This is a genomic window from Yinghuangia sp. YIM S09857 (assembly GCF_051388915.1).
Taxonomy (GTDB): Bacteria; Actinomycetota; Actinomycetes; order Streptomycetales; family Streptomycetaceae; genus Yinghuangia.
The window spans coordinates 129394-150594 of record NZ_JBPKBH010000025.1 but is presented as its reverse complement, the minus strand read 5'-3'; the positions used below and the strand labels follow the sequence as shown (position 1 = coordinate 150594).

21 protein-coding genes are annotated in these 21201 nt (G+C 70.7%); 16 read left to right on the top strand and 5 right to left on the bottom strand.

The window, feature by feature from the left end; genetic code table 11:
* Window positions 1-66 precede the first annotated feature (66 nt).
* Entirely contained in the window at window positions 67-2043 is a 1977-nt protein-coding gene (locus ACRX5S_RS35995) for a flavin-containing monooxygenase (RefSeq protein WP_436777439.1), read from the bottom strand.
* Window positions 2044-2137: 94 nt separating this feature from the next.
* On the opposite strand from ACRX5S_RS35995, the gene ACRX5S_RS35990 reads away from it, so the two are divergent.
* The 4 genes from ACRX5S_RS35990 (at window position 2138) to ACRX5S_RS35975 (ending at window position 5286) form a co-directional block, all read left to right on the top strand.
* Entirely contained in the window at window positions 2138-3100 is a 963-nt protein-coding gene (locus tag ACRX5S_RS35990; RefSeq protein WP_436777438.1) for an alpha/beta hydrolase, read from the top strand.
* Window positions 3097-3666 (top strand): hypothetical protein, encoded by a 570-nt coding sequence (locus tag ACRX5S_RS35985; protein WP_436777437.1) that lies wholly within the window; start codon window positions 3097-3099, stop codon window positions 3664-3666. Before ACRX5S_RS35990 ends, ACRX5S_RS35985 begins: the two co-directional genes overlap by 4 nt.
* Window positions 3667-3732: 66 nt before the next feature.
* Window positions 3733-4515 (top strand): SDR family NAD(P)-dependent oxidoreductase, encoded by a 783-nt coding sequence (locus tag ACRX5S_RS35980; protein WP_436777436.1) that lies wholly within the window; start codon window positions 3733-3735, stop codon window positions 4513-4515.
* 93 nt (window positions 4516-4608) lie between these two features.
* Window positions 4609-5286 carry a TetR/AcrR family transcriptional regulator gene (locus ACRX5S_RS35975; protein WP_436777435.1) on the top strand — a complete coding sequence of 226 codons (678 nt, stop codon included), beginning with the start codon at window positions 4609-4611 and terminating at the stop codon, window positions 5284-5286.
* A gap of 163 nt (window positions 5287-5449) precedes the next feature.
* On the opposite strand, the gene ACRX5S_RS35970 is transcribed toward ACRX5S_RS35975, so the two are convergent.
* Complete coding sequence (locus ACRX5S_RS35970; RefSeq protein WP_436777434.1) at window positions 5450-5809, bottom strand: hypothetical protein; 360 nt, start codon at window positions 5807-5809, stop codon at window positions 5450-5452.
* A 146-nt stretch (window positions 5810-5955) separates the two neighbouring features.
* On the opposite strand from ACRX5S_RS35970, the gene ACRX5S_RS35965 reads away from it, so the two are divergent.
* Window positions 5956-6738 (top strand): hypothetical protein, encoded by a 783-nt coding sequence (locus tag ACRX5S_RS35965; RefSeq protein ID WP_436777433.1) that lies wholly within the window; start codon window positions 5956-5958, stop codon window positions 6736-6738.
* 371 nt (window positions 6739-7109) lie between these two features.
* Here ACRX5S_RS35965 and ACRX5S_RS35960 read toward each other — a convergent pair whose 3' ends face one another.
* A complete protein-coding gene (locus ACRX5S_RS35960) occupies window positions 7110-7592 on the bottom strand; it encodes a nuclear transport factor 2 family protein (protein WP_436777432.1) in 483 nt (160 codons plus the stop codon).
* A 185-nt stretch (window positions 7593-7777) separates the two neighbouring features.
* On the opposite strand from ACRX5S_RS35960, the gene ACRX5S_RS35955 reads away from it, so the two are divergent.
* From ACRX5S_RS35955 to ACRX5S_RS35935, 5 genes are all read left to right on the top strand, one after another.
* Window positions 7778-8416, top strand: coding sequence for a TetR/AcrR family transcriptional regulator (locus ACRX5S_RS35955; RefSeq protein WP_436777431.1), 639 nt, complete (start codon window positions 7778-7780; stop codon window positions 8414-8416).
* 136 nt (window positions 8417-8552) lie between these two features.
* On the top strand, window positions 8553-9317 hold the full coding sequence (locus ACRX5S_RS35950) for a TetR/AcrR family transcriptional regulator (RefSeq protein ID WP_436777430.1): 765 nt from the start codon (window positions 8553-8555) through the stop codon (window positions 9315-9317).
* 249 nt (window positions 9318-9566) lie between these two features.
* Window positions 9567-10754, top strand: coding sequence for a CaiB/BaiF CoA transferase family protein (locus ACRX5S_RS35945; protein ID WP_436777429.1), 1188 nt, complete (start codon window positions 9567-9569; stop codon window positions 10752-10754).
* Window positions 10755-10818: 64 nt separating this feature from the next.
* Entirely contained in the window at window positions 10819-11580 is a 762-nt protein-coding gene (locus tag ACRX5S_RS35940) for an SDR family NAD(P)-dependent oxidoreductase (protein WP_436777428.1), read from the top strand.
* Window positions 11581-11664: 84 nt separating this feature from the next.
* Window positions 11665-12108: a nuclear transport factor 2 family protein gene (locus ACRX5S_RS35935; protein ID WP_436777427.1), complete on the top strand. Its 444-nt coding sequence runs from the start codon at window positions 11665-11667 to the stop codon at window positions 12106-12108.
* A 146-nt stretch (window positions 12109-12254) separates the two neighbouring features.
* On the opposite strand, the gene ACRX5S_RS35930 is transcribed toward ACRX5S_RS35935, so the two are convergent.
* Window positions 12255-13454 carry an amidohydrolase family protein gene (locus ACRX5S_RS35930; protein WP_436777426.1) on the bottom strand — a complete coding sequence of 400 codons (1200 nt, stop codon included), beginning with the start codon at window positions 13452-13454 and terminating at the stop codon, window positions 12255-12257.
* A 202-nt stretch (window positions 13455-13656) separates the two neighbouring features.
* Here ACRX5S_RS35930 and ACRX5S_RS35925 point away from each other — a divergent pair, with 202 nt between their 5' ends.
* Window positions 13657-14403, top strand: a complete 747-nt coding sequence (locus ACRX5S_RS35925) for a FadR/GntR family transcriptional regulator (protein ID WP_436777425.1) — start codon at window positions 13657-13659, stop codon at window positions 14401-14403.
* A 4-nt stretch (window positions 14404-14407) separates the two neighbouring features.
* Here ACRX5S_RS35925 and ACRX5S_RS35920 read toward each other — a convergent pair whose 3' ends face one another.
* Window positions 14408-15829 carry an aldehyde dehydrogenase family protein gene (locus ACRX5S_RS35920; protein WP_436777424.1) on the bottom strand — a complete coding sequence of 474 codons (1422 nt, stop codon included), beginning with the start codon at window positions 15827-15829 and terminating at the stop codon, window positions 14408-14410.
* Between the two features lie 173 nt (window positions 15830-16002).
* On the opposite strand from ACRX5S_RS35920, the gene ACRX5S_RS35915 reads away from it, so the two are divergent.
* The 5 genes from ACRX5S_RS35915 to ACRX5S_RS35895 all read left to right on the top strand — a co-directional run bounded on the left by ACRX5S_RS35915 (window position 16003) and on the right by ACRX5S_RS35895 (window position 21165).
* Window positions 16003-17112, top strand: a complete 1110-nt coding sequence (locus ACRX5S_RS35915; RefSeq protein ID WP_436777423.1) for a zinc-binding dehydrogenase — start codon at window positions 16003-16005, stop codon at window positions 17110-17112.
* Between the two features lie 106 nt (window positions 17113-17218).
* Window positions 17219-18040: an enoyl-CoA hydratase/isomerase family protein gene (locus ACRX5S_RS35910; RefSeq protein ID WP_436777422.1), complete on the top strand. Its 822-nt coding sequence runs from the start codon at window positions 17219-17221 to the stop codon at window positions 18038-18040.
* A 10-nt stretch (window positions 18041-18050) separates the two neighbouring features.
* Window positions 18051-19154 carry an acyl-CoA dehydrogenase family protein gene (locus ACRX5S_RS35905; RefSeq protein ID WP_436777421.1) on the top strand — a complete coding sequence of 368 codons (1104 nt, stop codon included), beginning with the start codon at window positions 18051-18053 and terminating at the stop codon, window positions 19152-19154.
* Entirely contained in the window at window positions 19151-20158 is a 1008-nt protein-coding gene (locus ACRX5S_RS35900; protein WP_436777420.1) for an acyl-CoA dehydrogenase family protein, read from the top strand. The genes ACRX5S_RS35905 and ACRX5S_RS35900 overlap by 4 nt, the downstream gene beginning before the upstream one ends.
* A 32-nt stretch (window positions 20159-20190) precedes the next feature.
* Window positions 20191-21165 carry an LLM class F420-dependent oxidoreductase gene (locus ACRX5S_RS35895; RefSeq protein ID WP_436777419.1) on the top strand — a complete coding sequence of 325 codons (975 nt, stop codon included), beginning with the start codon at window positions 20191-20193 and terminating at the stop codon, window positions 21163-21165.
* The last annotated feature ends 36 nt before the right edge of the window (window positions 21166-21201 follow it).

The window sequence follows — 21201 nt, the reverse complement described above, 5'->3', positions numbered from 1 at the left end:
GAGACGGCACCGCGGCGGACCGGCGAGGACAGGTCACGAGGCCGGATGGGCAGGACCGAAGAACTGTCAGCGGAAGACGTATTCGGCCGGGTCCGGGTGGCGGAGCATCGTCCAGTAGTCGACGAGCCGCCACGGGCAGGACACCACGACGCGTCCTGTGCTGTTGCGGTAGTAGCTGCTGACGCTGGGGTGGCTCCAGACGCGGCCTTCGAGGGCCTCGTCTACCTCGGCGTTGTAGGCGTCGTGGACGTCCTGCCGGGGCTCGATGCTGCGGGCGCCCCGCTCGCGGAGCAGGTCGAGGCAGCCGATGACGTAGTGGATCTGGCTCTCCGCCAGGATGTTGACACCCGCGCCGTGGTTGGGGGCGCTGTTCGGGCCCGCGAGCACGAACAGGTTGGGGAATCCGGGGACCGTGGTCCCCAGATGGGCGCGCGGGTCGTCGGTTCCCCACACGTCGGTCAGGGCGGTGCCGTCCCGTCCGGTGATCGCGATCTTGTCCAGCATCGGCAGGACCTGGTAGCCGGTGGCGAGGATCAGCACGTCCGCCGCTGTCTCGCGACCGTCGGCCGTCGCCACCCCGTTCGGGGTGATGTGCGTGATGGTGTCGGTGATCAGCTCGACGTGGTCGCGCTTGAGCATGCGGTACCAGTGGCTGTCGCGGAGGATGCGCTTGCCGAACGGTGGGTAGTCCGGGATCGCCTTGGCCAGCAGGTCCGGACGGTCGGCGAGCGCTTCGCGGGCGTACGCCAGGAGCCATTGCCGCAGGTCCTCGCTCTTCTGCGAGACCGACACCTCGGGCATGTGCCAGTCGGGGTCCACGACCACGCGGACGAAGTTGCCGTCCGAGGCGAACCAGTAGGTGAAGAAGCGGAACCACTCGCCGTAGTACGGCACATGGCGCATCGCCCACTGGGTGCCCGGAGGCACGGTCAGGTCGTCCTTGCGGGGCGGCATGATCCACGAGGGCGTGCGCTGGAAGACCGTCAGGGCCGCGACGTCGTCGACGATGGCCGGGCCGACCTGCATGGCACTTGCTCCGGTGCCCATCATCGCGACCCGTCGGCCGGTCAGGTCGAGGGAGTTGTCCCATTCGGCAGTGTGCACGACGGTGCCCGCGAAGTCCGCGAGGCCCGGCAGGTCGGGTCGTATCGGTCCCTGGAAGACGCCGATGGCGCTGACCACGGCGTCGGCCCACTCCGTCTGCTCGGTTCCGTCCGGGCCGCGGGTCGTCACCGCCCAGCGCGCCTCGGCGTCGTGGTAGGTGCAGGAGACGACCTCGGTCTCGAAGGTGATGCGGTCGCGGACGCCGTAGCCGTCGGTGCAGCGGCGCAGGTAGTCCAGGACGTACTCGCCCTTGGAGTAGAACTCGGGCCAGTCCGGGTTGACTTCGAAGGAGTAGGAGTAGAAGTGGCTCGGGGTGTCGACGCCGACGCCGGGGTAGGTGTTGGTGAGCCAGGTGCCGCCGACGTCCTTGTTGCGGTCGTAGATGCGGTAGCTGTATCCGGCCTCGCCGAGCTTGACGCCCGCGCAGATGCCGGACAGGCCGGCGCCGATCACGACGACGTGCATGTCGGCCGGGGAACGCGGGGACTCGACGGGAGTCGCTGCGGGAGTCGCGGCAGGGTCGGTCGGAGCGGCGGCGGCCGGTTCGAGCTTGGTGAAGCCGCACTGGTCCAGCAGCAGCGGGATGAACTCCTCGTCGACCGGCTCATATACGTAGGCCGAGGCCATCTGCTGGAAGAACTCGTTGGAGAGCGGGCCGTGTTCGGTCGGGGTGTGGGACGTCAGGACCCCGGCGAGCAGGTCGCGTATCTCGTCCGCCGCGGGTTCCGCGCCGGTTTCCGCGTTGGCCGGGTCGCACACCGCGGCGAACCGTTCCAGGTACGAGGCGTCCCGGGTGATGTGGGTGAGGGACATCAGCAAGGTGCGGGGGTCGGCGTCGGCGAGCTGGGCGCGTACCGACGCCGCGTCGAACCCGTCCCCGGTCAAGGGAAGATCCCGCGCGACCGGGCGATGGTGGACGAACACGGGGGAGTCGTTCATGGGAAGTCTCCGTAGCCACGAAATAGACAGAGCGTCTAGTGAGTGACACTATGCATAACGCATGGATTAGGTGTCCACTGTCGGAGGAGTCGTGGTGGTGCAGGACGCAAACGTTGACACCGGGCGCTACGCCCTGGTGCCCGAGCTCGCGGCGATCATGGCGGTCGTGCCGCCCCTTCCGGCGGTCACCCCGGAGTCCGTCGACGCCATCCGCAAGCGCACGGTGGCCGGAGCGGCCCTCCAGCCCCGCCCGGAGGTCCACCGCGTCGTGGACCGCGCCGTTCCCGGGCCGGCGGGCGAGGTGCCGGTACGCGTCTACTACCCCACCGCGGGGGAGAAACTGCCCGCGCTCGTCTTCGCGCACGGCGGCGGCTGGTCCCTGTGCAGCATCGAGACGCACGACGGACTGTGCCGCGAGATCGCCAACCGCAGCGGGTGCGCCGTCGTCTCGGTGGAGTACCGGCTCGCCCCCGAGCACGTCTTCCCCGCCGCGGCCGAGGACTTCTACGCGGCGGCGGTGTGGGTGGTGGAGCACGCCGGCGAACTCGGCGTCGATCCCGACCGGGTCGCGGTCGGCGGGGACAGCGCGGGCGGCAACCTGGCCGCGGTCGCCGGGTTGATCGCCCGGGACCGGGGCGGTCCGAGGTTCGCCTTCCAGCTGCTGGCCTATCCCGGACTCGACGCCCTTTCCGAGCGTCCCTCGACGGTCGAGAACGCGGACGCACCCATGGTGAACCGCGCCGCGTCGCAGTCGATGTGGCGCACGTACGCGGGCGACGCGGACCTGCGCGACCCGTACCTCTCGCCGATGTACGCCGAGGACTTCACCGGGCTCCCTCCCGCGCTCATCGTCGCCCCGCAATACGACCTCAACCGCGACGACATCCATGCGTACGCGGAGAAGGTCAACGCGGCGGGCGGTTCGGTGGAGGTACTGGAGGTCGCCGGAACCTCGCACGGCTTCCTGTCCTACTACGCCAAGGTGCCGGCCTCGTCCACGGCGCTTGACCACGCCTGCGGTGCGTTGCGCACGGCCACCGGTGAGGGGTCCCGATGACCGACGCCGTGCCCGCCCCTGCGGTCGACCGCCGCATCACCCATGCCGAGCTCGTCCACCGGCCGGGCGAACGCGCCCTTGCCGCCCGCGTGTTGCAATTGCTGGGCTGCCAGGTGATCGACCGCGGCGGCCACTGGTTCACCGCCCGTGTCGAGCCGAACGAGGACAGTTACACGACGAACGTCCTGTACGCCTCGGAGGTCACCCCCGAGCAGTGGGCGTTCGAAACCGCCCTGAACGCACGGATCGAGTCGGACAGCGGCTTCGCCGCGACTTCCGCCGCCTGGACCGCACGGTTGCGTCAACAGCCGCAGTACTCCTACCACTTCGGCATGCGGCTTGCGTCGCGCGAAGCGCTGGAGCAGGCGGTGGCAGCCATCGAGGCGGCCGGTGAGCACGATCCTGAACTGGCCGGGCGCATTGCGGTGTCCGGGGTGTTCCGCCCCGAGGATCCGGACGCCGCCACCGACACGATGATGCAGGTCTTCGTGCACACCGATGTCCTGGCCTGCGGACTGGTCACGCTCGGGCAGCACATCGAACTCCAGTGGCACGTCCCGAAGTAGCCGGCACTGCCCCCTGCCTGCGGGCCTTGTCGCACCGCGCACGGCGTCGCAACGAAGGAGAAGCACGTGTACGACCTCAACGGGTGCGTGGCCCTGATCACCGGCGCCGCGCAAGGGCAGGGTGCCGCCGAGGCAAGGCTGTTCGCCGCGTGCGGTGCGCGGGTCATGCTCACCGACGTGCAGGAAGACGCCGTCGCCCGGGTTGCCGCCGATATCGGCGAGAACGCGGCCCACATCCGGCACGACGTCAGCGACGAGAAGGACTGGGCCGCCGCCGTCGACGCGACCGTCAGTCGCTTCGGAAGCCTGGGCGTGCTGGTCAACAACGCGGCGGCGATGCGCATCGTGGCGCTGGAGGACGAGACCTCGGAGGCGTTCCGGCGCATCCTCGACATCAACCTCGTCGGCACCTTCCTCGGCATCCGCGCCGTCGTGCCCGCGATGCGCGTGGCAGGTGGCGGGGCCATCGTCAACATCGCCTCGTCCAGCGGGGTCTTCGGCCAGGCATGGGCGTCGGCGTACTCGGCGTCGAAGTGGGGCGTCCGCGGGCTCACCCGCACCGCGGCGATCGAACTCGGACCCGACGGGATCCGGGTCAACGCCCTGGTGCCGGGGCCCATCCGCACGGCGATGCTGCCCGGGGACCGCTGCGGAGCCGAGGAGGACGCCCGCTTCGCACGACTTCCCCTGGGGCGCGCCGGCGAAGTCGACGAGATCGCCCACATGGCCGCCTTCCTCGCGTCCCCCGGCGCCTCGTACATCACCGGCGCCGACTACGCCGTCGACGGCGGCATGGCCGCGGGACCGGCCGCGTCACCCCGCCCGGAAAAGCCGATGCTGTTCCACTGAAATGCGGCGGTCCCGTGTCCGCGGCGTGCGCATCCGCGGGCACGGGTCGCTCGCCCATCCGCCCAGGCACCGCGGGCCGGCAGCGACAGGGACATGATGAGCGAACACGTACACGGCGTGGCGACGCGCGGCCGTCGCGGCAGGCCGCCGCAGCTCAGCCGCGGCCAGATTGTCGACGCCGCCGTGGCCTTGGTGCACGCGGACCCGCGGGCTCCGCTGACCCTGAGACGGGTGTCCGACGCGGTGAACGCGGCGCCCGGAGCGCTGTACCGGTACTTTCCGGAGCGCGACGACCTCCTCCGTGCGGTCGCCGACGAGGTGGCACGCGGGCTGGCGTCCAAGGCCACGGTGCTCGAAGGCCCCACCTGGCAGGTGAGGTTGCGGGCGTGGATGGTCTTCGGCATGGAAAGTCTGCTGTGCTACCCGCAGTTGCTCCCCTTCATCGCGGCCACCCGCGACTCGGCATGGCTGCCGTCGTTCATCCTGCTGACCGAGGTCCTGGAGCCGCTCGCGCTCGACGACGAGGAACAGGCACGGGCAATCGCCCTGATCGGCACGACCGTTGTGGGACAGGCGGCCCTGGCTTCCCGGCGGGCACCGGCAGGTGAACTTCGGACCGTCATGGGCGACGCACTCTCGCAAGCGGACGACCAGGACCGCCGTCGTGTCGGACCCGTACTCGACAACCTGCCGCGTGCGCTCGACCGCCTCTTCGACGTGGTGGTCGACAGCACGATCGCCACGATCGAAGCACTGGCCGATGATTCGTGACGCGGACCCGCCCTCCGCCGACCCCGCGACTCGTTGCGCACGGACGTCGTCCGCATTGTGACGCGGACCCGCGCTCCGCCGGCCCCGCGACTCGTTGGGCACGGATGTCGTCCGCATACCCGGGCGGGCGCGAAAACTTTGCGGGGCGGCCAGGGGCGATTATTTAATGTATGGCGTAAACTAAGGTCTCTGACACGGCGAGCACCGCGACGCATACGTCCGCCGCGCGAAGCTGCGTTTCCGCGCTCCCGCACTCGCCGCCGGCCAGTCCAGAGGAGACCTGATGACCGTCGATGAACTGCGCCTCAACGAAGTCCTGCGCCCTGCCGGGCCGCCCCGGGTCGTCCAGGACGTGTATTCGGACGACCAGCACGAACGCATCCTCGACGTGCTCAAGACGCACGGGCCGTGGCCGACGATCGCCGCGCACCACTTCGACACCATCGAAGAGCTTCTGGCCACGTCGAACGGCGGCTCGGCGGAGGGCGTCGATTTCACGCTCGACGACGTCGCGTCGCCGCACTTCCGGGGGTTCTTCGCGGAGAACTCGGTGCTCTACTACCCGGAGTTGNTCTGGCCACGTCGAACGGCGGCTCGGCGGAGGGCGTCGATTTCACGCTCGACGACGTCGCGTCGCCGCACTTCCGGGGGTTCTTCGCGGAGAACTCGGTGCTCTACTACCCGGAGTTGCACGACTGCTTCTACAACGCCCGCTTCCTCGAACTGGCCAAGAGCTACTGGGGCGGAGCGCAGTACGCCCGGCCGACGATGATGTTGTTCAACCTGTGCGGGCCGCACCACAGCGGCCTCTCGTCGCACCTCGACGCGGTCACGTTCCGCGGCGTGCGCATCGAGAACTCGCCGGTGTGGCTTCAGAACGTGATGGGCCGTTCGGGCTTGTTCACGGACCATGTGGTGAAGATGGCGCAGGTGATCACCTGGTGGTACCTGGGCGAGAACGGCACCTTCACATACTGGCCGGACGGGCCGCTCGGCGAGCCGAAGCGGCTCGAACACCCGTTGTGGAACAAGGGGGTCGTCGTGCAGAACGAGATGATGTTCCACCGCGGCGACCCCGTCGGCCGCCCCGACGAACGCGACACGCCGGGCATGAAGCACCGCTCCACGATGGAATACGACGCGGGCCGCGGCGATTGGGCGATCAGCACCGACGGCGAGGTCATCCGCCGCCACGCGCCGAACGAGATGCGGCTGCTGGTCCACTGGAACGCCGAGGTCTACACGGACCTCGACGAGGTGAAGAAGAACATGGACCACTCGGACGACCTGACGCACGACATCGTCTTCGAGCGCCTCCTGGCCGACATGCGCGCCCGCGGCATGGACGTCGCCGAGCCGTCGGACCCGCTGCACGACAAGGAGTTCATCCGCGCGCTGATCGCCGCGTACTCGATCGCCCCCACCACGGACTGGGCGGACCGCACGCCCTGACGCCCGACGACCGCACGCTGCCCGGTGGCGCCGACGCCGGCACCACCAGGCAGCTGCTCGACGAGGGCGAGGATTCGGGGGACGCGGCTCTGCGAGGTGTTCGCCGCGAAGTGCTACGCGGCTCTGCGAGGTGTTCGCCGCGAAGTGCTCAGCCGGCGCCGCGGTTCCGGCCGCCCGCATCGCGCGCACATACGCGGAGGGTCGGCCGATGAACACCCACATGGGGGGATCAGCGCGGTCGCGTCGTCACCGCAGGTCGACCACCGGCTGATCCGTCCGGCGGAACGACCGGGCTCGCCGCGTCGCGGCCGAAGAACCGGTGGTGGGCTTTCGCCTGCACTCCGGCGGTTCTTCGGCGCGCGATTGCGGGCCTACCAGGTTTTCTGGCGGTCCGCGACGAACTCGACCTCGTGGAAGGCGGCGGATTCGATCGAGTCCAGGACGACTTCCTTGCGGCGGATCTTGTAGCCCTGGTCGGTCTTCGCCAGCGTCCAGTGGACGATGCCGCTGGAGAGGGTGCTCGGCGTCCGCTCGACGATCTGGGTCACGAACAAGTAGGAGTCCAGGTCGATCTCGTCGTCGCGCTCGGCCACGACGTGAACGTTGGCGGCGTGGTGGCGCAGCGGGTACGGGCTGTGCCGGCGGTGCTCCTTCGTCCAGGCCATCGCCGCCTCCGGGCCGCGGTTGTCGGAGCGGATGAACTCCTCGTGGGGGTGCTGCCCGGTCTCGGTGCGGGAGGCGAGGTGGCAGTCGTCGGTGAGCAGTTCGGCCAGGGCGTCGAGGCGGCCTTCGTCGTAGTTGAACCACCAACGGTTGATGAGCTGGTGTGCGGCGAGATGGTCATGCGCGGTCATGCATGTTCTCCTCAGACGTGGTCGCCTCCCGGCCCGTCGGTCCCGTGGGACGACGGTTCCTCGGGGACGGCGGACAAGTTTGCGTAATAGATACACTTAAACCCGTGGGAGAACAACCGCCATCTTCCGAGCGCCACGCGCATGCGGCTGTGCGTGAGGTCGGGCGCGATGGCTACGCTGGCGGAATGAGTGCCCCTCCGCGTCGACGTGCCAAAGCCGGTGATCCCGAGGCTCCGGCCCAGGATTTGCGCGCCCAGCAGAAGCAGCTCACCCGTCGGCGGCTGCTGTCCGCCGCGCTCGACGTCTTCGAGGACAAGGGCTACGACGCGACCACGGTCGACGACGTGGTCGCCCGCGCGGGGGCCGCACGGGCGACGTTCTACCTGCACTACTCCGGTAAGGGCGACATCGTCTCCGAGCTCGCCGACCGCATCTGGGAGGACACGGAGGCGAGGTTCGTGGAGTTCGGCGCACTGCCGGACTGGTCGCATGCCACCATCCGCGCCTGGCTGGCCAGGTACGTCGATTCCGGCGAGCAGAACAAGAAGGCCCTCAAGGTCTTCGCCGAACAGCTTCCCCACACCCTGCGGCAGCAGCACCTGGAGCACCAGCAGAAGTTCATCCGCGCACTGCTCAACCCGCCTGCGCGCTGGGCGCACTTCACCCGGCCGGAGGCCAGGCGGCGTGCGTTTCTGCTGGTCAACCAACTGGAGACGTTCATGCCCTCCTGGCAGTCCGGGCTGTGGGCGCGCGAACGGTCCGCGATGCTGGACACCCTGACCTCGGTGTGGCGCGCCACGCTCGAAGCCGACCGGGCCGCCTGAGGCGCGGTTCGCGTGCCAGGCGTCGGACGCCGCACGGATTCCGGGAGCGCGCCACGCCGGTGATCACCGGATTGCGTAGATGGTACGCGTAATCTGGAGGCGTGCGGTGCGCACCGTACGGGTGGAAGGAACCGGAATGACCCAGCCCTCGGATGGCGGACCCGCACGCAGGCGGGGAAGGCCGCCGCGTCTGTCGCGCGAGCAGATCGTCGACGCGGCGGTGGCTCTGGTGTACCAGGACCCGGCGGTGCCGCTGACCATCAAACGCGTGGCGGAGGCCGCGGAATCGGCGCAGATGGCGCTGTACCGCTACTTCCCCGACCGCGACGACCTCCTGCACGCGGTCGCCGACCGGGTCATGGCCGACATGGAGTTCACCGCGCCGAAGGGCGCCACGTGGCAGGCGAAGCTCCGCGAGTGGATGGTCCTGAGCTTCGACCACCTGCGGCCGTACCCCCAACTCCTGCCGTACATCGCCTCGACCCGGCAGCCGGCCTGGCTGCCGTCCTTCGTGATGCTCACGGACATGCTCGGTCCCCTGGAACTCGCCGACGAGGATTTGGCGCTGGCCATCGCGTTGATCGGTACGACCATCGTCGGCCAGGCGACCCTCGCCGCCAAGCGCACTCCCACGGTCGAGATGGTGCCCGTGATGCGGGAAGCGCTGCGGTCGGCGTCGGAGGAGGAGCGGGCCCGGGTGGCCCCCGTTGTCGAGGAGTTGCCCGGGGCCCTCGGCCGCCTCTACGACCTGGTCATCGACATCACCGTCGAAGCGATCGAGGAACTGGCCGATCGCGGAGGGAAGGGCGGCAAGGGCGGCAGACCGCGCCGCCCCGCCCCGCGCAGGGCACCCAAGGCCCCCCTGGCCCCGATGTTCAGCAATACCGGCTCCGCCGACTGAGCGCGCCGTCGCCTGCGCCGCCGCGTACGGGCGGCGACGAAGTACCCCGCTGATCAGTTCGGAGTCGCAGGGGGCGGTTCGCCCGACCCCTGCGCGGGCGAACCGCTGCCCCCGCGGACGCCCGGGCCAGCCCCGCGCGCTATATGCGTAACGCTTACACGAAAGAGCTCCGGAAGCAAGATCTGTTGCGGTCAACATAGTCATGATAGCTATGTTGTGAGCTGATTCTCTGACGCCGAAGGGTGCCCCATGACGTGGCCTGGAGATGCCGACGCCCACGACCCGAGCCTGCCTCTTGCCGGGGTCCGTGTCCTCGACCTCTCCCGCATTCTGGCCGGACCGCTGGCCGCGACCGTGCTGGCCGACCTGGGTGCCGACGTCATCAAGGTGGAGTCGCCGCTCGGCGACGAAACCCGCCGCTGGGGTCCGCCGTTCCACGGCGACGACGCCGCGTACTACCTGGCGGTCAACCGGAACCGTCGGGCCATGGTGCTGGACCTGCGCGAGCAGTCCGGCCTCCGGACCGTACGCGAGTTGGCCGCCGCGGCTGACGTGGTGATCGAGAACTTCCTTCCCCGGCAACTGACTTCGCTGGGCCTCGACACGATCCGGGACACCTGCCCGCATGCCGTGTGGGTGTCCGTCCGCGGCGCCTCCGCGGCCGGTCCGCTCGGGGACCAGCCCGGCTACGACGCCATGGCGCAGGCCCGCTCGGGGATCATGTCCGTCACCGGGCACGGTCTCACCGGCCCCACGAAGGTCGGGCTGCCCGTCGTCGACGTCATGACCGGCTTGTACGCGGCGATCGGGGCGCTCGGCGCCCTGTACGGCAGCAGCGCCAGGCCGGACGGCCGGGCCGCCCGCGTCGAGGTGCCCCTGTTCGAGTGCGGGGTGTCCGCGCTGATCAACCAAGGGGCCAACCACCTGATCGGCGGCGGCGTCCCGGGTCTGCTGGGCAACCTGCACCCGAACGTGGCGCCGTACGGACCGATGCCCACCGCCGACGGCCAACTCGTCGTCGGCGCGACCAGCGACCGCCAGTTCATGGCGCTGTGCACCGCCGTCGGCCGCCCCGCGCTGGCCGCCGACCCGCGTTTCGCCGACAACGCCTCGCGGCTCGCCCATCGGGAGGAACTCGACGCCCTGCTCGCCGCAACACTGGTGGGCGAGTCCACGCAGGTCTGGGAGAAGAAGCTGCACCAGGCGGGCATCGCCTGCGCCCCGGTGAACCGTATCGACGACGTGTTTCGCGAACCACAGGTGACGGCGACCGACCTGGTCCAGACCGTGCCTCACCCCGCGGGCGAAGTTCCGCTCGTGGCTTCCCCGTTGAGGCTGGACGGCAAGCGTCCTCCGATCCGGCGCGCACCGCCCCTGCTCGGTGAGCACACGGCGGCCATCCTCGACGCGCTCGACGATCCGCCGCCACACGAGTGACCGGCAGGCCGCGCTGCGGCCCACCGGGGCGAACCAGACCACCGAACCCAACCGGAGCACACACATGTTTGACCTGGACGGCAAGACCGCTCTGATCACCGGCGCGGGCCAAGGGGTGGGGGCCGGCATCGCCCGCACACTCGCAGGGCAGGGCGCACGCGTCGCGGTCAACGACATCGACCGGGAGCGGGCGCGCGACACGGTGCGGTCCATTCGCGACGCCGGCGGCGAGGCCCACGAACTGCCTTTCGATGTCACCGATTTGACCCAGGCGATGGACGCAGTGGCCGACTTCGAACGCCAGGTCGCGCCGGTCGACGTCCTCGTCAACAACGCGGGCAACGCCGGCGCGGGCACCTTCCGCCCGACGCCCTTCCGGGAGACCGATCCGGCGGACTGGCGGCGCTTCACCGAAGTGAACCTCTTCGGGGTGATGAACTGCGTCAAGGCCGTGATCGACGGCATGGCGGCCCGCGGCCACGGGCGCATCGTCACCATCGCCTCGGGCTCGGGCGTGATCGGCCAGGGGATCGGCGTGTCCCTGTACGCGGCGGCCAAGGGCGGCGCGATCGCCTTCATGCGCCACCTGGCCATTGAGAACGCGGCGGACGGCATCACCGCGAACACCGTCGCGCTGGGTCTCATCGACCCGGCCGCCAGCGGGCGTGAAGCCGGGATGATGCGTGACATGGCCGCGCGGCTCCCCGTCGGCCGCATCGGCGTCCCCGAGGACGCGGGGGCGCTGTGCGCCTACCTCGCCTCCGGGGAGGCCTCGTGGATCACCGGGCAGACCTTCCACCTCAACGGCGGTTCCTACACGTCGTAGCGGACGGACACCCCGGCCCGGGGGATCTCCTTGCCGGGTCCGATCGTCCGGCGCAGCTTCCACGAAAGAGCAGAGGAGGGCGCCATGCCGAGTTCGCGCCAACCGGAGTTGACCGCGCGCGACCGCCTGGAGATCGCCGAACTCCCGGCCCGTTTCTGTCACTTCTCCGACTACGGCGAATACGACAGGTTCGCCGAGGTCTTCACCGAGGACGTCGTGACCACGCTCGTCGGTGTCGGTGAGTACAAGGGCCTCGCGGCGCAGATCCAGCATGCGCGCGACACCGAGACGTGGACCGGCGGCAAGGCGTGGCACGTGGTCGCGAACCTGTGGATCGAGGCCGAGGCCGACGGGGCGGCCGTGCACTACTACATGACGGGCATGCTCCGCATGGGAGCGGAGGGCGGCGGCACCGTGAACACCTCCGGCCGCTTCGTCGACCACGTCGTCCGCACGGATCACGGATGGCGCATCAGGCACCGCGAGTTCGCCATGGACCGGCCCGTGGTCCCTCCGGATCTGGCCTGACCTGGGAGTCCGGCCGACGCCTTCCTCCGCCTGGCGTCGGCCGGGCGTTCGCGCCCGCACGCCTCGGCGCGCCGGTGCGCGGACGGAAGAGGGCGTGTGCCGGGCGGTCGGCGGAGCCGCCCGGCACACGCCCCGAACAGGGGGCCTCAGGAAGCCGCGGGCGCGACAACCGGCAGCGGATCTCCCATGCGCGCGTACGCGGCGGCCATGCTGCCGCCGACGAACGACCGCCAGGTGGCGTCGTCGATGTCGGCGAGCTCGCCGCGCCAGAAGTCGACCGGCGCCAGGCTGCCCTCGAAGTGCGGCATGTCGGAGGAGAACACCGCCACCTCGGGCAGCTCCTGGAACATCCACCTTGGCGACTGCGCCGCCTGGGGGAGCGGGCTGACGCGTACGTTGCGCCGGATGTACTCGCTCGGCTTGAGCGGCAGGCGGTAGGGCCCGAGGAAGGCGGCGGACTCGGGGGTCGCGCGTCCGTCCATGTTGGCGACCGCGAACTCCAGCCAGTCTATGCCGGTTTCGCACAGGAGCAGGGTGAGGTCGGGGTGGCGTTCGAAGACGCCGCCGAAGACCAGGGCGTTGAGGTAGACCTGCGCGGCCTGGAACGACTGCGACGTGCCGATGCGGGTGACGAGTGACGGGTCGTCGGTGTTGGCGTATGCCGGGTGGTACCGCGGCGGCATCAGGCCGACGTGCAGGACGGCGACCATGCCGAGGTCGGTCGCGGCCGACCAGACTTTGTCGAAGTCCGGGTGGAACGGCGGGATTCCGTTGCTGAACTCGGTCGTGACGTGGAAGGCGCGGCTGCCGAGGGCCCGGGTGCGGGCGAGTTCGGCGGCCACCCAGTCCAGGTCGTCGAAGTCGGTCAGCGTCACCGGCATCAGGCGGTCACGATGGGCCCCGAGTGCTTCCGCGAGGTGTGTGTTCAGCGCCGACGCCGTGTCCCGCGCCAACTGCGGGTCGCGCAGGCAGGACATGAGGGTGTAGCCGGACCCGCTGATGATGTTCTGGTACGTGATGCCCTGCGCGTCGAGCGCCTCGACGCGGGCCGCGGCGTCGACCTCCGGGTGCTGGCAGTGGCCGTTGATCGTCGCGGCGTGCCCGCCGGGCGGGTACATGGCCTGGAGAACGGGAGTGACGAGCTTTTCGAGCGGGATCCGCTGCCCGACCGGCACATGGGTGCGGACGCCGTCCGAGGTGAAGTACGCGAAGTGCTCGGCCGTCCCGAGGGCGAACTCCGGTTCGTCCTGTGGCAGAAGGCGCGGCAGGCGTGCCTTGAGCGCGGGAACGGCGTCGAGCCAGTCCGGGGCGGGTTCGAAGTGCGAGTCGACGTCGTAGACGTGCATGAGGCCACCTTTCGATCGGCGGTCATATTTAACGTGGGAGATACGCTAAATGTCCATGGCCTTCGCGACCCGATCCGCCGGCGCTGGGCGCCGCCTCGTTTGCGCCCCGCTGCGAAGCGCCCCGCGTCGGAGCGGTTTCGCCTCGCTAGGATATTTCGATACAGGAATGTCCTTCGAGGCCGTCGACCGTCGGGATGGATGCATGACCGAGCGCCCCGGGCAACCGTCCTTGCGCGGCCCCAAGACGTCGCAGCGGCTCGCCCACGTGCTCGCGCAACCGATCCTGTCCGGCACGGTGCCGCCGGGCGAACGCCTGCCCAACGAGCAGGCCATGATGGCCCTCTACGGCGCGGGCAGGCCCACGGTGCGTGAAGCGCTGCGACTCCTTGAGGCACGCGGCCTGATCACCCTGAAGACGGGCCCCGGTGGAGGCCCGATCGTGCGCCGCCCGCCCAAGGACAGCCTGAGCGAGGCGTTGAGCCTCGTCCTCCAGGTCGAAGGCGCTTCGTTCGCCGACGTCACCGACGCCCGCATGGCCTTGGAGCCCGTGCTGGCCCGCCGTGCCGCGGAGCGCATCGACGACGCCCGGATCGCCGAACTCGAAGACTCCGTGGCCCAGTTGAGGGCGAACCGCGGCGGGCACGAAGTGTTCGTCACCCAGAACCAGCGGTTCCACGGTCTCGTCGCCGAGGCCGCGCACAGCGTGGTGCTGGACGTCTTCGTCAGCACCCTGAAGGCCATCGCCGACGGAGTGCGCGTCGGGGTGCAGTACTCCGCGCGCAAGCAGTCCGCCGTGGCGGACGCCCACCAGGCCGTCATCGACGCGTTCAAGGCCCGCGACCCCGACCGTGCGGAAGCGGCGATGCGCGAGCACCTCGCGGAGGCCGAACGGTACTGGCGCCACCGCTACCCGGAGCTGATGACCCGGCCGGTGCAGTGGACGTACTGACCGACTACAGCTGGAGCGACTGGAGCTCGTAGTACTCCTCAAGGCCGTGCCGCCCGAACTCGCGCCCGCTGCCCGACATCTTCATTCCCCCGAACGGGGCCGCGGTGTTGAAGCCGCCCCCGTTCACATCGACCTGCCCGCTGCGCATCCGTCGGGCGACCGCCACCGCGGCGGCCTCGTCCGGGCCCCACACCGCACCGGAGAGGCCGTACGGCGTCCCGTTCGCGATCCGCACCGCGTCGTCGGGGCCGTCGTGCGCGAGAACCACCAGGACCGGTCCGAAGACCTCTTCCCGGGCGATCTCCGAGCCCGGGTCCGCGTCCGCGACCACCGTGGGGGACACGAAGTACCCGCGTCCGAGGCCCTCGGGCGCGGCGCTGCCGCCCACCGCGACGCGTGCGCCGTCGCGCACCGCACGGTCGATGAAGCCGCGCACCCGGTCCCGCTGGACGGCGGAGACCAGGGGACCCTGCCTGGTCGCGGGGTCGCGCGGGTCGCCGAGGGTGAACCGCGCCGCGGCGGCCGCGGCGAGCTCGACGGCTTCGGCGTACCGCTCGCGCGGCACGACGAGCCGGGTGGTCGCGAGGCACGTCTGCCCGGAATTGAGCAGGCAGTTGCCCACCGTGGCCTTGACCGCCCGCTCCAACTCGGCACCCGCGAGCACCACGGCGGCCGACTTGCCGCCGAGCTCCAGGGCGACGCGCTTGATCCGCCGACCGGCCGCGGCGGCGACCGCCCCGCCGGCCTGCGTCGAACCCGTGAACGACACCATGTCGACGTCGGCATGCGCCACCAGGGCGGCGCCCACCTCCGACCCGACGCCGCCGACCATGTTGAAGACCCCGGGCGGAAGCCCCGCCTCGTGGACCGCCTCGGCCAGCAGTTGCGGGACCAGCGGAGCGACCTCGCTGGGCTTGAGGACCACCGTGCTCCCGCTGAGGAGAGCCGGGACGACCTTGCCCACGGTCTGTAGCAGTGGATAGTTCCACGGGGTGATGGCGGCGACGACGCCGACGGGGGAGCGGAACACCAGCGAGTTGCCGGTACGCACCGGATCCTCGATGCCGACGGCCGCTGCCAGGAAGTCCCCGATCGCGGCCAGGGGGAGGGCCGTCTGCACCTTGTCCGCGATGCGGTGCGGGGTGCCGACGTCCTGAACCACCGCAGCGGTGAGATCCGCCGCCCGCGACTCCAGAGCGCGGCGGAGGGCGTCCACCGCGGCGATCCGGTCGGCCGGGGGAACGCGGCTCCAGTCCTTCTGCGCCGCGCGGGCCGCGGCCACCGCCTTGTCGGCGTCGGAGGCGGACCCGCGTGGGGCGTGGGCGACGACCTCCTCGGTCGTCGGGTCGACCACCGGGATTCCGTCGCCCGCGCCGGCGTGCCAGGCGCCGTCGACGTACATCGGCAAGAGGTCAGGGAGGGTCATCGTGTTCTCCTGATTCCCGGGTCGGTCGGCGCCGCGGTCCCCGGATCTTGACGTACCGTCAGGTCGATGATGTATTTCATGTACAGAAATAGCAAGATCTCGTCAGTGCAGGGCCGCCGCCGCGGACCGCGTCGGTCCGGCCGCGCGGCGCGATCCGGAGGGACAGCCCGACCATGTACGAAGGACGTATCGCCCAGTTCAACGCGCCGAACGAGCCGTTCGAGCTACGTGAGGTCTCGCTCGCCGGGCGAGGACTGCTCCCGGGTGAAGTGCTCGTCCGCGTCACGCGTGCCAACGTGTGCGGAAGCGACCTGCACGCCTGGCACGGCCGGTTCAACACCCGCGGGCTGGGAGGCAGACTGCCCACAGTGCTGGGGCACGAGATGGTGGGCGTCGTCGCCGGACTGGGAGAAGGCGTCGCACACGACACCGCCGGCGCCGCGCTGGTCGACGGGACGCGGGTCGTCTTCCCCTACTTCTTCCCCTGCCACGTGTGCCGGTACTGCGTCGCCGGAAGGCGTTCCGCCTGCGCACGCATGAGCATGGCGATGCTCGGCGATTCCACCGAACCGCCGTACTACGTGGGCGGCTTCGCGGACTACTTCCTGCTCCCGGCAGGGGCACTGCTGTACACCGTCCCGGACAGCCTGAGCGACGAGGTCGTCGGCGGCGTCAACTGCGCGCTTTCGCAGGTGATGCAGGCGTTCGACCGCGCGCAGCTCTCCCTGGGCGAGAGCGTCGTCATCCAGGGGGCAGGAGGTCTCGGCCTCTACGCCACGGCCCTCGCCAAGGCGCGCGGCGCCTCGCGGATCGTCGTCGTGGACGCCGTCGCGGAACGCCTCGAACTCGCCCGTGAACTGGGCGCGGACGCCGTCGTGGACATCAGCGCGGAGCCGGACGAGCGGGCCCGGGTCAAGCGCGTGCAGCAACTCACCGACGGCGGCGCGGACGTCGCCATCGAACTGGTCGGGTCTCCCGCCGTGGTCGACGAGGGCGTCAAGATGCTCGGCCGCTTCGGCCGCTACCTCAGCGTCGGCAACATCGGCCACGGGCAGACGTACGCCGCCGACCCGTCACGCCTCACCCTGACCAACAAGAGCATCATCGGCGTCTCGCTCTACGAGCCCGACGCGCTCGCCAGGAGCCTGCGCTTCCTCGACGCGGTGCACGAGACCCTGCCCAAGCGGTGGCTGGAGAGCACGGCGTTCTCCCTCGCCGACATCAACGAGGCGTTCGGTGCCGCCGATCGGCGCGAGGTCGTCCGCGTGAGCATCGTCCCCTGAACGGCGGCCGACGGCCTGTCGCGTACGGGCACGGAGGCGGTGTCGCCCGACGGAGGCGGCAGTGGCCCGTGGGCCCGAAAAGCACACGAGAAGGAGAAACACCGCAGTGAGCCCCGCAGACACAGACGCGCTCGACCTCGACCACGCGCCCGACCTCGACTACGCGGTCGCCGGGCACGTCGCGACCATCACGCTCAACCGGCCGCACCGCAAGAACGCCTTCACCATCGAGATGACCGACGCCTGGGCCGCCGCGCTGCGCAGCGCCCAGCAGGACCCCGAGGTACGCGTGGTCGTGGTCACCGGAGCGGGCGACGCCTTCTGCTCAGGGGTCGACCTGGACGCCTTCGGCGAACGGGAGCGGACCCCGTGGGCGGAGAAGAGCCTGCTGACCGACCGCATCCACCAGGTGGCGTTCGCCGCCGAGGCGTTGACCAAGCCCTACATCGCCGCGGTGAACGGGGTGGCGGTCGGGGCGGGCATGGACATGTCGCTGATGGCGGACATCCGGATCGCCGGGGCGTCGGCCCGCTTCAGCGAGGGCTACATCCGGGTGGGGCTGGTGCCGGGCGACGGCGGCTGCTGGTACCTGCCGCGCATCGTCGGAACCGCCACGGCGTTGCGCCTGCTGTGGACCGGCGACTTCGTGGACTCCGCGGAAGCACTCGCCATGGGGCTCGTCAGCGCCGTCCACCCGGACGACGAACTACGCGATGCGGTGGAGACGTTCGCCCGCCGCCTCGCCGCCCAGCCGCCGGTCGCCATGCAGTTGATCAAGCGGGCGGTACGCGAGGGCGAGCGCCACGACCTGCGGACCGCGCTCGACCTGATCTCGTCCCACCAGGCCGTGGTCACCGCCACGCGGGACTCGCAGGAGGCGATGGCGGCCTTCCGCGAGAAGCGGCCCGGCACCTACACCGGCCGCTGAGGAGGCGACGATGACTGCCCAAGACGCCTCCGAACTGGTGGAGTTGCGCCGAGAGGTCCGCGTCCTCGTCGACGGGTGGCGCGGCGCGGGCCGGTACGAACCGCGCAGTGACAACTGGATGCGGGGCTTCGACCCGGAGTTCAGCAGGGAACTCGCCGGCCGGGGCCTGACGGGCCTCACCTGGCCGCAGGAGTACGGCGGCCAGGGGCGGGGACAACTCGCCCGGCTGGCCGTCAACGAGGAACTGCTGCGTGCCGGAGCGCCCGTCGCCGCGCACTGGATCGGGGACCGTCAGATCGGTCCGGCCGTGCTCCGACACGGAACCCCGGAGCTGCGCAAGGAGATTCTGCCGGGGATCGCCGCGGCCCGGTTCGTCTTCTGCCTCGGGATGAGCGAGCCCGACGCGGGTTCCGACCTCGCCGCGGTGCGCACCACGGCCGTTCCGGCGGACGGAGGATGGCGCGTCAACGGCCGCAAGATCTGGACCACCGGCGCCCACCACGCCACCCACATCTACCTCCTGGCCCGCACCGAACGCGGAGAACGCAAGCACGAAGGCCTCACCGAGTTCATCGTCGACATGGACACCCCGGGCATCCAGGTCGCTCCCATCGTGGACCTCGCGGGGGAGCACCACTTCAACGAGGTGACCTTCACCGACGTCCTCGTCCCGGCCCACCGGGTGCTCGGCACGGTCGGCGGCGCCTGGAAGCAGGTCACCGAGCAACTCTCCTTCGAACGCGGCGGACCCGAGCGGTTCCTGTCGACGTACCCCCTCTTCGCGCTCGTCCTCGACCACGCGGGGCCGGAGGACCGGGCGGCCGTCGGGCGGCTCGTGGCCCGGCTTGCGACGCTGCGCCGACTGGCCTGGAACGTGGCCGCGAGCCTGGACGCCGGAGCTGCGCCGATCGTCGACGCCGCCACGTTGAAATACCTGGGCAACGCGTTCGAGAACGACGTCATCGGCTTCGCCCGGCAGGCGTGCCGTGCCGACCGATCCGGGCTGACCGCGGCCTGGGGAGACGCCCTGCTGGCGTCCCCGGGCTTCACGATCCGCGGCGGCGCCGCCGACGTATTGCTGTCGATCATCGCGAAGCAGGAGACCCGCTCATGAGTGACGACCGCGACGAACTGCGGCGCCTGGTATCCGGCATCGTCGACGACACTCCTCTCGCGGAGCGCTCGTCGGACCGGCTCTGGGACACCCTGCGAGGACTCGGCCTGACTCTCGTGGGTGTCGACGAGTCCCGGGGCGGATCGGGCGGCGACCTTCGGGAACTGGTCACCGTCGTACGGACACTCGGCCTGCACGCCTGCGGCCTGCCCGTGGCCGAGGCCGCCTTGTCCGCCTGGGTGCTGTCCGGGGACCGCGACGTGTCGGACCGCGTCCGCATCGCCTTCCACATCGACGGCGGCTACGGCGCAGACCTGTCCGAACTCCGCATCCCCGCGGTGGCGTGGCTGCGCGGAGCGGACGGCGTGGTGCTCTTCGACGGCAGAGGCGCCGCCACGTATCTGGACCTGGCGTCCTCCGACGTCGAGGTCGAGCACGGGACCAACCTGGCCGGCGAACCGCGCGACACGCTCAAGATCCGCGGCACGGTCGGCCGCCCGGTCAAGGGCGCGCCGGCGATGGCCGAGACGCGCGCGCGCCACGCGTTGCTGCGGGCCGCGGCCATTGCCGGGGCGGCCGAGGGGGCGTACCGGCTCACCCGCGAATACGTCATGCAGCGCGAGCAGTTCGGGAAGCCGCTGGCGCGCATTCCCGCCGTCGCCGCGTCACTCGCGTCCATGAAGGTGGCACTTGTCCAGCTCGACGCCGCGGTGGAGCGCGCCGCGGATGTGCTCGGCGAAGGGGCGGAGCCCGATCGCCGCGGGATCGCCGCGGCGGCCGCGGCGGCGGTGATCGCCTCGGAGACCGCGGCCACCTGTGCGCGGACCGCACATCAACTGCACGGCGCGATGGGCGTCACCCGCGAATATCCGCTGCACCACCACACCAAGCGCCTGTGGGCCTGGCCCGGCGAGGTCGGCGCCGAGGCACACAGCGCCGAGTACCTCGGGAAACTCGCCCTGGAGCAGGGCGAGTCGGTCGTCTGGGACGAGCTCACCCGCTGACCGCCCGGCCCGCCGGAAAGGAACCCGACACCATGCAACGCCCGCTCCGCCACGGCATCACCATGCCGTTCCCCGCACCGCTGCCGGACCACCCCGCGATAGCCCGCGAACTCGCGGCCGCCGGGTACACCGACATCTGGAGCATCGAAGTCGACGGCCTGGACGGCTTCACCCCGCTCAGCCTCGCCGCCGTGGGCGCACCCGAGGCACACCTGGGCACGGCCATCGTCTCCCCGTACACCCGCGGCCCGGCAACCCTGGCGATGACGGCCGCCGCGATGGCCGAACTCGCGCCCGGGCGCTTCCACTTGGGCATCGGAGCCGCATCCCGCCCCATCGTGGGCAACTGGAACGGCATCGCGTACGAGCGGCCGTACCAGCGGGTGCGCGACACCGTGCGATTCCTGCGCGCCGCACTCGCGGGGGAGCGGGTCGCAGAGGCGTACGAGACCTTCACGGTGGACGGATTCCGACTGGCGCGTGCGCCCCGCACGCCTCCGCCCATCTACCTGGCGGCACTGCGCGAGGGCATGCTGCGCCTGGCCGGCCGCGAGGCCGACGGCGCGATCCTGAACTGGCTCTCGGCCGAGGACGTCAAGCAGGTCGTCCCGTACGTCCACGAAGGCGGCCCCGGCAAGGAAATCGTCTGCCGGATCTTCGTCTGCCCCACGGAGGACGCCGACGCCGCCCGGACGGCCTTCCGCCGCATGGTCACCGCATACCTGAACGTGCCCGGATACGCCGCCTACCAGCGCTGGCTGGGCCGTTCCGACGCCCTCCAGCCGATGTGGGACGCCTGGAACGCCGGGGACCGACGCGCCGCTCTGGCGGCCGTCCCGGACTCCGTCGTCGACGAACTGCTCGTGCACGGCTCGCCGGACGAGTGCCGGGCCGCGATCCGCCGCTACGTCGACAGCGGCGTCACCGTCCCGGTCGTCTGGCTGATCGACGCGGGCACCGGCTCGGACCACGTCGCGGACGCGCTGGCGTTGGCTCCGCGAGGCTGAGATCCACGGCCGAAGTGCCGCCGTCCTGACAGGACG